The sequence below is a fragment of the Paraburkholderia nemoris genome, assembly GCF_905221015.1.
GTDB classification, from domain to species: domain Bacteria; phylum Pseudomonadota; class Gammaproteobacteria; order Burkholderiales; family Burkholderiaceae; genus Paraburkholderia; species Paraburkholderia nemoris.
The window spans coordinates 101,705-115,326 of record NZ_CAJNBO010000025.1; the positions used below are offsets into that span (position 1 = coordinate 101,705).

Annotated in this window: 14 protein-coding genes; 9 read left to right on the forward strand and 5 right to left on the reverse strand. The window is 62.8% G+C overall.

Features of this window, described 5'->3' with window-relative positions; all coding sequences use genetic code 11:
• Window positions 1-124: 124 nt before the first annotated feature.
• The 3 genes from aroG (at window position 125) to KHO33_RS31325 (ending at window position 2,071) form a co-directional block, all read left to right on the forward strand.
• Entirely contained in the window at window positions 125-1,198 is a 1,074-nt protein-coding gene (gene aroG, locus KHO33_RS31315) for a 3-deoxy-7-phosphoheptulonate synthase AroG (protein ID WP_054037782.1), read from the forward strand.
• 198 nt (window positions 1,199-1,396) lie between these two features.
• Window positions 1,397-1,735 (forward strand): type II toxin-antitoxin system RelE/ParE family toxin, encoded by a 339-nt coding sequence (locus tag KHO33_RS31320; protein WP_054037780.1) that lies wholly within the window; start codon window positions 1,397-1,399, stop codon window positions 1,733-1,735.
• Between the two features lie 3 nt (window positions 1,736-1,738).
• Entirely contained in the window at window positions 1,739-2,071 is a 333-nt protein-coding gene (locus KHO33_RS31325) for a helix-turn-helix domain-containing protein (RefSeq protein WP_054037778.1), read from the forward strand.
• 55 nt (window positions 2,072-2,126) lie between these two features.
• On the opposite strand, the gene hmpA is transcribed toward KHO33_RS31325, so the two are convergent.
• On the reverse strand, window positions 2,127-3,332 hold the full coding sequence (gene hmpA / locus KHO33_RS31330; protein ID WP_200563803.1) for an NO-inducible flavohemoprotein: 1,206 nt from the start codon (window positions 3,330-3,332) through the stop codon (window positions 2,127-2,129).
• Window positions 3,333-3,431: 99 nt separating this feature from the next.
• Entirely contained in the window at window positions 3,432-3,986 is a 555-nt protein-coding gene (locus tag KHO33_RS31335) for a cob(I)yrinic acid a,c-diamide adenosyltransferase (RefSeq protein WP_054037776.1), read from the reverse strand.
• A gap of 235 nt (window positions 3,987-4,221) precedes the next feature.
• Here KHO33_RS31335 and KHO33_RS31340 point away from each other — a divergent pair, with 235 nt between their 5' ends.
• From KHO33_RS31340 to proC, 6 genes are all read left to right on the forward strand, one after another.
• Window positions 4,222-5,637 (forward strand): FAD-linked oxidase C-terminal domain-containing protein, encoded by a 1,416-nt coding sequence (locus tag KHO33_RS31340; protein ID WP_200563805.1) that lies wholly within the window; start codon window positions 4,222-4,224, stop codon window positions 5,635-5,637.
• Window positions 5,638-5,737: 100 nt separating this feature from the next.
• Complete coding sequence (locus KHO33_RS31345; RefSeq protein ID WP_093644629.1) at window positions 5,738-7,231, forward strand: FAD-linked oxidase C-terminal domain-containing protein; 1,494 nt, start codon at window positions 5,738-5,740, stop codon at window positions 7,229-7,231.
• Between the two features lie 269 nt (window positions 7,232-7,500).
• Window positions 7,501-8,589: a glycolate oxidase subunit GlcE gene (glcE, locus tag KHO33_RS31350; RefSeq protein WP_054037772.1), complete on the forward strand. Its 1,089-nt coding sequence runs from the start codon at window positions 7,501-7,503 to the stop codon at window positions 8,587-8,589.
• Between the two features lie 8 nt (window positions 8,590-8,597).
• On the forward strand, window positions 8,598-9,824 hold the full coding sequence (gene glcF / locus KHO33_RS31355) for a glycolate oxidase subunit GlcF (protein WP_054037770.1): 1,227 nt from the start codon (window positions 8,598-8,600) through the stop codon (window positions 9,822-9,824).
• Window positions 9,825-9,975: 151 nt separating this feature from the next.
• On the forward strand, window positions 9,976-10,674 hold the full coding sequence (locus KHO33_RS31360) for a YggS family pyridoxal phosphate-dependent enzyme (protein ID WP_200563807.1): 699 nt from the start codon (window positions 9,976-9,978) through the stop codon (window positions 10,672-10,674).
• Window positions 10,675-10,727: 53 nt separating this feature from the next.
• Window positions 10,728-11,543, forward strand: a complete 816-nt coding sequence (proC, locus tag KHO33_RS31365; protein WP_200563809.1) for a pyrroline-5-carboxylate reductase — start codon at window positions 10,728-10,730, stop codon at window positions 11,541-11,543.
• Window positions 11,544-11,668: 125 nt separating this feature from the next.
• On the opposite strand, the gene ubiA is transcribed toward proC, so the two are convergent.
• From ubiA to KHO33_RS31380, 3 genes are all read right to left on the reverse strand, one after another.
• A complete protein-coding gene (gene ubiA, locus KHO33_RS31370) occupies window positions 11,669-12,532 on the reverse strand; it encodes a 4-hydroxybenzoate octaprenyltransferase (RefSeq protein WP_200563811.1) in 864 nt (287 codons plus the stop codon).
• 273 nt (window positions 12,533-12,805) lie between these two features.
• Complete coding sequence (locus tag KHO33_RS31375) at window positions 12,806-13,294, reverse strand: Dps family protein (protein ID WP_054037764.1); 489 nt, start codon at window positions 13,292-13,294, stop codon at window positions 12,806-12,808.
• Window positions 13,295-13,448: 154 nt separating this feature from the next.
• Entirely contained in the window at window positions 13,449-13,610 is a 162-nt protein-coding gene (locus KHO33_RS31380) for a hypothetical protein (protein ID WP_200563813.1), read from the reverse strand.
• Window positions 13,611-13,622 lie beyond the last annotated feature (12 nt).

Genomic DNA, 13,622 nt, shown 5'->3' on the forward strand with positions numbered 1-13,622 from the left:
TTGAAACTTTTGCCGTTGAAATCTTTTTGATTGTTGTTCGCCGTGGCATCGCTGCCTGATTGCCGTCTGATTGCAGCCTTCATTGCCCGCGCGAACACGCTACGACCGATTCAGGAGAACAAACATGCCCCCGCACAACACCGACGATGTCCGCATCCGCGAATTGAAAGAACTCACGCCGCCCGCTCACCTGATCCGCGAATTCGCTTGCGACGAAACGGTGTCCGACGTGATCTACAACTCGCGCAACGCGATGCATCGCATCCTGCACGGCATGGAAGACCGTCTGATCGTCATCATCGGACCGTGCTCGATTCACGATACGAAGGCGGCGATGGAATACGCCGGGCGTCTCGTCGAACAGCGCAAGCGCTTCGCCGGCGAACTCGAAATCGTGATGCGGGTGTACTTCGAAAAACCGCGTACGACGGTGGGCTGGAAGGGTCTCATCAACGACCCGCACATGGACAACAGCTTCAAGATCAACGACGGCCTGCGCACCGCGCGCGAACTGCTGCTGCGTATCAACGAACTCGGCCTGCCGGCTGGCACCGAATACCTCGACATGATCAGCCCGCAGTACATTGCAGATCTGATCTCGTGGGGTGCGATCGGCGCGCGCACGACCGAGTCGCAAGTGCACCGTGAGCTGGCTTCGGGACTGTCGTGCCCGGTCGGCTTCAAGAACGGCACGGACGGCAACGTCAAGATCGCCGTGGACGCGATCAAGGCCGCGTCGCAGCCGCACCATTTCCTGTCGGTCACCAAGGGCGGTCACTCGGCTATCGTCTCGACCGCTGGCAATGAGGACTGCCACATCATCCTGCGCGGCGGCAAGACGCCGAACTACGATGCAGACAGCGTCAACGCGGCATGCGCCGACATCGGCAAGGCCGGCCTCGCGGCGCGCCTGATGATCGACGCGAGCCATGCGAACAGCTCGAAGAAGCACGAGAACCAGATTCCGGTGTGCGCGGACATCGGCCGTCAGATTGCTTCGGGTGACGAACGGATTGTCGGCGTGATGGTGGAATCGCACCTGATCGCGGGCCGCCAGGATCTGCAGGAAGGCTGCGCGCTGACGTACGGCCAGAGCATCACAGATGCCTGCATCGGCTGGGACGAAAGCGTCACCGTGCTGGAGGGTCTCGCCGAAGCGATCAAGCAACGGCGTGTGGCGCGCGGCAGCGGCAACTAAAAAGTCTCTACGCGCCTCTGCGCAATCGCTGTAGTTGACTCAACGAAAACCCGGCTCACGTAGCCGGGTTTTTTGTTAGCCGAACGGACGAATGGTGCTCCATTCGCCGCCTCTGTACCGTAACAACTCGTTGCCGGGTCGGATACGACTTGACCAGGCTGAGTGTTGCGTATAAGATTTTGTACATGAAAGGCGGTTATGGAGCACGAAAAAGAAATTCGCTGGATGGGTTCCAGCTATCACGATTTACTCGCCTTTCCCGAAGAGCCACGTCGGCGGGCTGGATTTCAGCTTGGCAAGATTCAGGCAGGTCTCGACCCAGACGACTGGAAGCCGTTTGACTCGATCGGTGCTGGAACACGCGAGATTCGCATCAAGGAGGCTGACGGTATTTACCGCGTGATGTATGTCACCAAGTTCGTGGAAGCGCTGTATGTACTGCATTGTTTCCAGAAGAAAACGCAGAAGCTACCGCCGCAGGATAGAAAGATCGCCGAGATGCGGTACCGCGCCATCATCAATGATAGGAAAACTTAACAAATGACGATCGACACGAAAATCCGTCACGTAACAAAACCCGGCGCAAACCTGTTTCTCGAACTCGGCTTTTCCGCCGGAGAAGCGAAGCGCTTGCACGCCGCTTCGCAAAAACAGATCAACGACACGCGGCTGCTCAAGGAACAGCTGATGACCGAGCTGTCCAGCTGGATCGAACAACATCATCTGAAGCAGGCCGAGGCGGCCGAAATTCTGATGGTGTCGCGTCCGCGCGTGTCAGACGTGGTCAACAAGAAGACCACCAAGTTCACTATCGATACCCTGGTCGAAATGATGAGCCGGATCGGGAAGCCGGTCACGCTGGCAGTTGGGTAACGCGCACGGCGCGCCCTCGCGTGCTTTCACACGTCGCTTGCCGTGCGCCTTTGTTTTACTCCACCGCGCCTGAACCGAACACTTCGGTGTGAATCCGCGCCGCATCCACACCGAGCGAGGCCAACGCCTCGCATTGCGCGCGCATGAACGGCACCGGCCCGCAGATGTAGTAGTCCGCGTCGGGAACGATCACCTTGCCGGCGATTTTCGTGAGGTCAAGGCGGCCCTCGAAGTCGTAGTCGATACCAGCGCGGTCGCACGCTTCAATGGCTTCATAGAACACCGCACGCGTGACGTTGGGATGCGCTGCGACCGTATCGTTCAGCCACTGCCGGAACGCGTGCACCCGGCCATTGCGGCAGGCATGCACGAAGGTCACGCTGCGCGCACTCTGGTCGGCAAGCAACGTGGAGAGCATCGAGGTCATCGGGGTCACGCCCACGCCGCCGCTCATCAGCACCACGGGTGTCGTCTTCTTGCGGTCCAGCGTGAAGTCGCCCGCTGGTGCGCTGACATGCACCACCGCGCCCACTTCCACACCGTCGTGCAGGAGGTTCGATACATGGCCGGGTGCTGTATCTTCGCGGCCGGCTTCGCGCTTCACCGAGATACGCAGCCACTTGCCGTTCGGCGCATCCGACAAGCTGTACTGCCGCGGCTGATCGACGCCGAGTTCATCCACGAAACGCTTCACGCTCAGATATTGGCCAGGCTCAAAGCCGCAGGCTGGCGAGCCATCTGCGGGCGTCAGATAGAACGACGTGATTTCATCGCTCTCCACTTCCTTGCGCGCCACCTTGAACGGCCGGAAGCCGCTCCACGCAGCACCTTCGTAGAGCTTGGCCTCTGTGCCGATGAAAATATCCGCGAGCTGCCCATAAGCGACTTCCCATGCGCCGAGCGTCTCCTGATCGACTGCGTCGCCGAGCACATCAACGATTGCGCCTAACAGGTGGCGTCCCACGATCGGATACTGTTCCGGCCGGATATTCAGACTCACGTGCTTATGCGCGATACGTGAGACGGTGGGACCCAGCGCGCCGAGGTTATCGATATTGGCGGCATATGCATATACCGCCTTCGCCAGCGTCTCCGGCTGATTGCCGCTCTTCTGATGAGTCTGGTTGAAGACGTTCTTCAACTCGGGATGGTGCGCGAACATGCGCTTGTAAAAGTGTTTGGTGATGGTCGTGCCGTGTACGGCAAGCACAGGAACGGTGGCTTTGACACGGGCGATCTGGTCGGCGGTAAGTGCGGTCATAACGACTCCTCCTTAAAGATTCATTTACGATACATCTTTAAGGAGGAGTTTTGCCCCGGACAGATTGTCACAGGTGTTTAAAGGGACCGAAGCACCGTGTTAGCCGGCGCTGCGATCGTGCTGCCACAACACGTCACTGCCGCCTTCCGCGCGATTGAGCACGCGCGCGAGCACGAACAGCAGGTCGGACAAGCGGTTCACGTACTGGCGAGGCGCCTCATTGACCGCCTCGCTTTCACCGAGGGCAACGATCGACCGTTCGGCGCGCCGGCACACTGTCCGGCACACATGCGCCAGTGCGGCTGCGCGCGAGCCGCCGGGCAGAATGAATTCCTTCAATGGCGGCAGGGTCGCGTTGTAATCGGCCAGCCAGTCGTCGAGTTGGCCGAGATGCGTGTCGGTAATCATTGTGTGGCCGGGAATGCAGAGCTCGCCGCCAAGATCGAACAGGTCGTGCTGAATCGCAACCAGCGCCGCCCGCACCGTGTCGGGCAGCGTTTCGCACAGCAACACGCCGAGATTCGAATTGAGTTCATCGACGTCGCCGATTGCGGCAATGCGCGCGCTGTTTTTGCGCACGCGCCGGCCGTCGCCGAGGCCGGTGCTGCCGTCGTCGCCCGTACGGGTGGCGATCTTGTTCAAGCGGTTGCCCATGATGTCTCCCATCCATTCATTCAGTAACGATGCGTCTGCGCGACGCCGGCGAATCCATCCGGTGAATCCGGTAAGTAAGCCACCAGGCTGGCCACCGGGTTATCCATATTGCGCGCATCGTGAGGTCGCCGCCATTATAGGAGCGGCAGCCGTCCCCAACGCCGCCCCGTGGGTGATCGGCGTAAAATGAAGCACAAGCTGTAGAACAGCTCCGCCCCAATATCAGGAGACATGCGTGAATCATCCCGTGCCGCCGGCCCCGCTACGCCGGCCGTTTCCCGCCGAGTTGCTGACTGCCCTCAAAGCCGTTTTCGGCGAACGCGTGTCCACCGCGGAAGCCGTGCGCACCCACCATGGCCGCGACGAATCGCCGTTCGATCCCCAACTGCCCGACGCCGTCGTATTCGCGCGCAATACGGAAGACGTGCAAACCATCGTCAGGCTGTGCGGCCAGTACAACGTACCGATCATCCCTTACGGCAACGGTTCGTCGCTCGAAGGGCATCTACTGGCGGTGCAAGGCGGCGTATCGATCGACCTGTCGGAAATGAACCGCGTGTTGTCGATCAACGCCGAAGACCTGACCGTCACCGTCGAACCCGGTATTTCGCGCAAGCAGTTGAACGAAGCACTGCGCGACACCGGCCTGTTTTTCCCGATCGACCCGGGTGCTGACGCGAGCATCGGCGGCATGTCGGCCACGCGCGCCTCGGGCACCAACGCCGTGCGCTACGGCACGATGCGCGAGAACGTACTCGGGCTGACGGTGGTTCTCGCCGACGGCCGCGTGATCAAGACCGGCACGCGCGCGCGCAAGTCGTCGGCGGGTTACGACCTCACGCGTTTGTTCGTCGGCTCGGAAGGCACGCTCGGCGTGATTACCGAAATCACCGTTCGCCTGTATCCGCAACCGGAAGCGGTCTCGGCCGCGGTCTGCACGTTCCCATCGATGGGCGATGCGGTGCACGCGGTCATCGAAACGATTCAGATGGGCGTGCCGATTGCACGCGTCGAGTTCGTCGACTCGCTTGCGATCCGCTCGATCAATCGCCATTCGAACCTGACGTTGCGTGAGGCTCCCACGCTCTTCTTCGAATTCCACGGCACTGAAGCCAGTGTGAAAGAGCAAGCCGAACTCGTGCAGGAGCTCGCCGCGCAGAATGCCGGCGAAGGCTTCGAATGGGCCACCCGGCCGGAAGACCGCAGCCGCCTGTGGAACGCGCGCCACAACGCCTATTTCGCGATGTTGCAACTGAAACCCGGCTGCCGCGCCGTCACGACGGATGTGTGCGTGCCGATCTCGCGTCTCGCGGAATGCGTGATGGAAACCGAGCTGGATCTGAAGGAGTCGCCGCTGCCCTGCCCGATCGTCGGCCATGTCGGCGACGGCAACTTCCACGTCGCGATCCTCATCGATCCGAACAAGCCCGAAGAGCTCGTCGAGGCCGAGCGCCTGAACCATCTCATCGTGCAACGCGCGCTGCGCATGGACGGCACCTGCACGGGCGAGCACGGTGTCGGTCTGCATAAGATGAACTTCCTGCTCGAAGAACACGGCGAAGTCGCGGTCGACACGATGCGCTCCATCAAACACGCGCTCGATCCGCACAATCTGATGAACCCGGGCAAGATCTTTTCCTGGGCGGCTTGAGAAATCGTCAACGCTCAAGGGGCGGCAGCGGCAACGCCAACTGCCGCACAACCAGGCTTGACCGGGCACGCAGCGTGAAAGACACGAGGAGACAAGTCATATGAACGCACCCGTCGAACTGACGGCTGAAGTTCTCGCCCAGCGCCAGCGCGAAGTCGTGCAGGCGCTGATGGCCGTGCTGCCGAACCACTGTCTGCTGTATCGCGAAGAAGACACCGTCGCCTACGAGTGCGACGGCCTCGCCGCGTACAGACGTCTGCCGCTCGCGGTCGCATTGCCCGAGACGGAATCGCAGGTCCAGCGCATCGTGCAGATCTGCCACCGGCTCGACGTGCCGATCGTGCCGCGCGGCGCGGGCACCGGTTTGTCCGGTGGGGCAATGCCGATCCGGCACGGCGTGGTGGTGTCGCTTGCGCGCTTCCGCAAGATCGTCGAAGTCGACTCGTACGCCCGGACCGCGACCGTGCAACCGGGGGTGCGCAATCTGTCGATCTCCGAAGCCGCCGCGCCCTACGGCCTTTACTACGCGCCCGATCCGTCGTCGCAGATCGCCTGCACGATCGGCGGCAACGTCTCCGAGAATTCGGGCGGCGTGCACTGCCTCAAGTACGGCCTTACCGTGCATAACGTGCTGCGTGTTCGCGCCGTGACGATGGAAGGCGACATCGTCGAATTCGGTTCGCTCGGGCCCGACGCGCCCGGGCTCGATCTGCTCGCGGTGCTGATCGGCAGCGAAGGCATGTTCGCGATCGTCACCGAAGTCACTGTCAAGCTGATCCCGAAGCCGCAAACGGCGCAGGTCATCATGGCCAGTTTCGACGACGTCGTCAAAGGCGGCAACGCGGTCGCCGGCATCATTGCAGCAGGCATCATTCCGGCCGGTTTGGAGATGATGGACAAACCGGCTACGCGCGCGGTCGAAGAATTCGTCAACGCGGGCTACGACCTCGACGCGGCGGCGATCCTGCTGTGCGAATCGGACGGCACGGCTGAAGAAGTCGCCGACGAAATCGTGCGCATGACCGCGGTGCTGCGCGAACAGGGTGCAACCCGCATCCAGATTTCGCGCTCGGAGAATGAACGGCTGCGCTTCTGGTCCGGGCGCAAGAATGCGTTTCCCGCGGCGGGCCGCATTTCGCCCGATTACTACTGCATGGACGGCACCGTGCCGCGCCGCAGTATCGGGCCGCTGCTGGCGCGCATCGAAGTCATGGAGAAGAAATACGGCCTGCGCTGCATCAACGTATTCCATGCCGGCGACGGCAACATGCATCCGCTGATCCTGTTCAACGGCAACGATATGGACGAGTGGCACCGGGCCGAAGCCTTCGGTTCAGACATTCTCGAAACCTGCGTGGAGCTGGGCGGCACGGTGACCGGCGAGCACGGCGTGGGCATCGAGAAAATCAATTCGATGTGCGTGCAGTTCTCGCCCGAAGAGCGCGACGCATTCCACGCGGTCAAACGCGCCTTCGACGCGCCGGGCTTGCTCAATCCCGACAAGGGCATTCCCACCCGCGCGCGTTGCGCCGAGTACGGCAAGATGCACGTGCGCGGCGGCTTGCTGCCGCACCCGGACCTGCCGCGGTTTTAAGACGGCTGATGCCGCTGCCGGCCCAAGACGGGCCCGCAGCGTCATATGGTGCGGCCGACGCCCGGCTCCGCGCCGCCTGTCCACATAGCGGGACCCCCCGCCCACGACCAGCCCGCCTCCCTGCGTGCGCTTCCCACCGGCACATCCACAAGTCCCAAGCCCCAAGCGCTTCCCCGCTCCCACCCTGATTACCCGATGCGGGTCCGCTCCGGGTTGCCAGCGCGCTGCCGCCCGGTACAATCAATCGAAACACAACGAAGCAGGACACCATGGAAGAGGACGACATCGTCGCCGTTTGGTCTGAACGCGTGCGTTCAGCCAGCGCCGAAGGGCGCACACTGCGCATCCGTGGCGGCGGCACCAAAGACTGGTACGGTCAGACGCTGGAAGGTGACATCCTCGACACGCGCGCTTATCGCGGCATCATCGCCTACGACCCGGCCGAGCTGGTCATCACGGCGCGCGCGGGCACGCCCCTGCTGGAGATCGAGGCCGCCCTCGCCGAACACCATCAGATGCTCGCCTTCGAGCCGCCCCACTTCGGGCCGCAGGCCACCTTCGGCGGCTGCATCGCGGCAGGCATCGCCGGGCCACGCCGCCCGTCGGCCGGTGCGGCGCGCGACTTCGTGCTGGGTGCGGTCATCATGAACGGCCAGGGCCAGGTGCTGCATTTTGGCGGCCAGGTGGTGAAGAACGTCGCCGGATACGACGTCTCCCGCTTGATGGCGGGTTCGCTGGGCACCCTTGGACTGATCCTTGAACTGTCGGTCAAGGTACTGCCGCTGCCGCAGGCCGAAACCACGCTCAAATTCGACATGAACGGCACCGATGCAGTCCGCAAGCTCAACGAATGGGGCGGCCGCCCGCTGCCGATCACGGCGAGCGCCTGGCGTCACGGCACGCTGGCCGTGCGGATGGCCGGCGCGGAAGCCGCGGTCAAAGCGGCGCGCACGGCGCTCGGCGGCGAAGTCGTCGATGCCGTCGAAGCGGAGCGCTTCTGGGCCGGCCTGCGCGAACAGACCGACTCGTTCTTTGCGGCCATCCCGCCGAAGGCCGCGCTCTGGCGCCTCGCGCTGCCGTCGATCACCGAGCCAATGCAATTGCCCGGCGCGCAACTGATGGAATGGGGCGGCGGCCAGCGCTGGTGGATCACCGACACTGACGCGCAAACCGTGCGCATCAGCGCCAAACAGGCCGGCGGCCACGCCACCATCTTTCGTAGCGGCTATGGCTACGACCGCAGCGCCGGAGTCTTCACACCGCTGCCCGCACCGCTGATGAAAATCCATCGCGGCCTGAAAACCGCCTTCGACCCGGCCCGCATCTTCAATCGCGGCCGCCTCTACCCCGACTTCTGAGCGACGCGATGCAAACCAACCTCGCGGACTTCATTCGCAACACGCCCGATGGCGACGAAGCCGACGCCATCCTGCGCAATTGCGTGCACTGCGGCTTCTGCACCGCGACCTGCCCGACCTATCAGATACTCGGCGACGAACTCGACGGCCCGCGCGGCCGCATCTATCTGATCAAGCAGATGGTGGAAGGCGCGGCGGTCACGCGCAGCACCCAGGTTCACCTGGACCGCTGCCTCACTTGCCGCAACTGCGAGACGACCTGCCCCTCCGGCGTGCAATACGGCCGGCTGGTCGAGATCGGTCGCAAGATCACCGAGGAAAAGGTCACGCGCCCGTTCGGCCAACGGATGGTGCGCCGGCTGCTCGCGAGCTTCGTGCCGAACAGCGCGCTGTTCACGCCGACCATGCGAATCGGTCAGCATATCCGCCCGCTCCTGCCGAAGAAACTGCGCGACAAGGTGCCCGCGCGCCAGCGTCCGCTCGAATGGCCGACCGCGAAACATCCGCGCAAGATGCTGATGCTCGCCGGCTGCGTGCAACCGTCGATGATGCCGAACGTCAACGTCGCGACGGCACGGGTGCTCGATGCGCTCGGCGTGGAAACGCTGATCGCGCCCGACGCAGGCTGTTGCGGTGCGATCCGTCTGCACCTGGGCTACAACGACGAAGCGCTCGACGACCTGCGCGCCAACATCGACGCGTGGTGGCCGTATATCGAACAGGGTGTCGAAGCGATCGTGATGAACGCGTCCGGCTGCGGCGCGACGGTCAAGGAATACGGGCATCTGCTGCGCAACGACCCCGCGTACGCGGAGAAGGCGCGCCGCGTGACCGAGCTGACGCGCGACGTCGCGGAGATTTTGCCGGAATTCGAAGAAGCGCTCGTCGCCGTGACACGCCGCCGCGCGATCCATACGGTGGCGTTCCATCCGCCGTGCACGTTGCAGCATGGTCAGCAGGTGCGCGGCAAGGTCGAACATCTGCTGACGGCGCTCGGCGTGGAAGTGCGCCTGCCCGCCGACAATCATCTCTGCTGCGGCTCGGCCGGGACTTATTCGCTGACCCAGCCCAAGCTCTCGTACGCACTGCGCGACCAGAAGCTCGAGCGGCTGCAGGCGCAGGAGCCGCAGGTGATCGTGTCGGCCAACGTCGGCTGCATTGCGCATCTGCAAAGCGGCACGTCCACGCCGGTCGCGCATTGGATCGAACTGGTGGAGCACATGTTGTCCGCCTGAGGCGAACGATTTCGACAATAAGCGCGGCACGTGGCTTGCGGTACATCACCGCAAGTGCGTGCGCCTATCCCGCAGGGGCATAAAGCGGCACGAGATGGCGGCGTCCGTATAATTCGATCATCGCCTTTCGCCAGACTTCCGGTTCCGTTCCATGCCCGATCTGATTCACAACCTCGAAGCGGTGCAGCAGCGCATTGTCCTCGCCGCGCAGGTAGCCGGACGCGATCCGCGTTCGATCACCCTGCTCGCGGTCTCGAAGACGTTTCCCGCCGAAGACGTGCGCGCCGCCTACGCAGCCGGCCAACGCGCGTTCGGTGAGAACTACGTGCAGGAATCCATCACCAAGATCGAAGCGCTGGCCGATCTGCGGGCCGCGCTCGAATGGCATTTCATCGGACCGTTGCAATCGAACAAGACGCGCCCGGTTGCCGAGAATTTCGATTGGGTGCATTCGGTCGACCGCCTGAAAATCGCACAACGGCTGTCGGAGCAGCGCCCCGACAACCTGCCGCCCTTGAACGTCTGCCTGCAGGTCAACATTAGCGGCGAAGCATCGAAAAGCGGTGCGAGCATTCCCGAGGCCGTCGAGGTCGCGCAGGCAATCGCCGCGCTGCCGAAACTGAACCTGCGCGGCCTGATGGCGATTCCGGAGCCGGCCGGCAGCATCGAAGAACAGCGCGCACCGCATCGGCAACTGCGTGAACTGTTCGAGCGTCTGCGTAACGACGGCCTCGAACTCGATACGCTCTCGATGGGCATGTCGAGCGACCTCGAAGCCGCCGTGCTGGAAGGCGCGACAATCGTGCGCGTCGGCACCGCGATTTTCGGCTCGCGCGATTACTCTCACTGACCGTTTCAGACCTTTCTCTTCTCGACACCTCACGGCACTTCTTTCGGAACATCATGAAAATTGCTTTTATCGGCGGTGGCAATATGGCCGCCGCGTTGATCGGCGGTCTCATCAAGCGCGGCGTCGCGCCCACTGACCTGTACGCAATCGACCCCAACGAAGACGCGCGCAAACGCAATGAGCAGCAATTCGGCGTCAAGACCGGCGCCGCCGCGGACGCTGCGCTCGCGTCGTACGACGCCGTCGTGCTGGCGGTGAAGCCGCAGATCCTGAAGAGTGTCGCCGAGGCACTGGCGCCGCATCTGACAGCGTCGCAACTGGCGATCAGCATCGTCGCGGGTATTCGCATGGATGACATGTCGCGCTGGCTGAACGGCCACGCGCGCATCGTGCGCGTGATGCCGAATACGCCCGCGCTGATCGGCATGGGCGTAACCGGCCTCGTCGCAACCGGCAGCGTCGACGAAGCCGGCCGCGCGCTCGCCTCTCAGGTGCTGGGCGCAGTTGGCGAAACCGTCTGGTTCGACGACGAAGCGAAAATCGACGCCGTCACCGCGATCTCGGGCAGTGGCCCTGCTTACGTGTTTTATTTCATCGAGGCGCTGCAGGAAGCCGCGCGCCAGCTCGGTATGGATGAAGCGCAAGGCCGCGCGCTGGCAGTCGCGACGTTCACGGGTGCCGCGCAATTGGCGGCGAACTCGGACGAGCCGCCGAGCCTGTTGCGCGAACGTGTGACGTCGAAGGGCGGCACCACGGCGGCCGCGCTGGCCTCGTTCGATGCGAGCGGGATCAAGGATGCGATCGTACGCGGCGCGCTTGCCGCCAATGCGCGCGCCAGGGAAATGGGCGACGAGTTCGGCAAGCTGTAAGGGCGCTCAGCTGGCGATCAGCTGGCAATTGCCAGCACGGCAGGAAAGTAGAAAGTACGCCCAAGGACGCTGCGCCTCGAACTCATCCGAGGCGGCGTCCGCGGCGGAACAGAAGCGCGCAAGAATTAAAACGAAGCCGCCGCGTAATTCGCTGCGATACCGACAAACAACGCGCCGCCCAGCCAGTTGTTATGACGGAACGCCGCGAAGCACGCCATGCGCTCGCGATTGCGGATCAGCGTGTAGTGATAGATCGCGCAGCCCACCGCCGCCGCCCATCCCAGCCAATACAACACGCCGAAGCCGAGCATGACGCCGATGCCGACGTAAATCCCCAGCGTCGCCGCATAGCACAGCATGATCGCCGCCACGTCAAAGCGGCCGAAGGTCAGCGCCGACGTGCGGATACCGATCTTGATGTCGTCGTCGCGATCGACCATCGCGTATTCGGTGTCGTACGCAACCGACCAGAACACGTTGGCCAACAGCATGACCCAGGCGAGCATCGGCACGTGATCCTGAATCGCGGCGAACGCCATCGGAATGCCGAAACCAAACGCGATGCCAAGATACGCCTGTGGAATCGCAAAGAAGCGCTTCGTGAACGGATACGAGCCGGCGACGAACAGCGCCGCCACCGACAACTCCTTCGTCAACGTATTCAGCGGCAGAATCAGCAGAAAGGCCAGCAGCGACAGGCCGGCCGCCAGCGCCACCGCTTCCCATGCCTTGATCTTGCCCGATGTGATCGGCCGGTTTTCCGTGCGCTTCACGTAGCGATCGAAGTCGCGATCCGCGTAATCGTTGATCGCGCAGCCCGCCGAGCGCATCAGCACAGTACCCACCGTGAAAATCACCAGCAGCGGCCACGACGGATGACCGTCGGAGGCAATCCACAGCGCATTAAGCGTCGGCCACAGCAGCAGCAGGCTGCCGATCGGCTTGTCCATGCGCACGAGGCGCAGATACAGGGGAAGTCGGGCGAACATGGGCGGATTCGATGAAGTGCAGACGGTGCCGCTATTTTACGGGATGCGGACTGAAGGCAGTCTTCAGGCGGGCGAAGCTGACCTTCCGGGTGCCAAAACCGAGGCCGCAACTGCAGCCTGGCCTTGAGCTACAGTTGAATCCGGATCCGGCACCGCAAAAAACAAAGCCTCCCGCAAAGGGAGGCTTTGTTTGTTTTGCTACTCAACTCAACTTAACGCTCAAGCGCCGCGCTGAAATTCCGGACACAACGCCCGGAACGCTAAAGCGAGCATTTAAGCCAGCATCGAGCGCAGCATCCACGCGGTCTTTTCGTGCGTTTGCATGCGTTGCGTCAGCAGGTCAGCGGTCGGCTCGTCGTTGGCGGCTTCCGTCGACGGGAAAATCGCGCGCGCGGTGCGCACCACGGCTTCCTGGCCTTCCACCAACTGGCGGATCATGTCTTCCGCTGCCGGCACGCCGTCCGCTTCCGGAATCGACGACAGCTTCGCGAATTCCTTGTAGCTGCCCGGCGCATGCACGCCCAGTGCGCGGATGCGTTCAGCGATCGAATCGACCGCAAGCGCCAGCTCGTTGTACTGCGTTTCGAACATCAGATGCAGCGTGTTGAACATCGGACCCGTCACGTTCCAGTGGAAGTTGTGGGTCTTCAGATAAAGCGTGTAGGTGTCGGCGAGCAAGCGCGACAGACCTTCTGCGATCTTCTTGCGATCCTTGTCGCTGATTCCGATATTGACGTGCTGTACAGCTTCTTTCTTGGCCATGATGACTCCTTTGAAGAGTGATACGAACCGGTAGGTAGAGTGACGGCGTGCGGCTAGCAAACCCGGCACGTCGAACGCCCGCCAGTTTAGCTTAGAAAGCCGCTGCGTTCGTGTGACGCGTGGTCGCTTGCCGCACCCGTAATCCCGCGTTCAATCACGCACCCAATGCATGTTGCACGGCTTGCGCGACGATCACCACGAGTCCGCTCGAGAAGATCGCGAATCCGACTGCCTTGCGCAGCGTCGATGCGTAGTGCCGTTGCTTGCCGCGAGCGGCCGGCGAGCCGCCAATGGCGGACATCATCATCTGGATCATGATCGTGCTTCC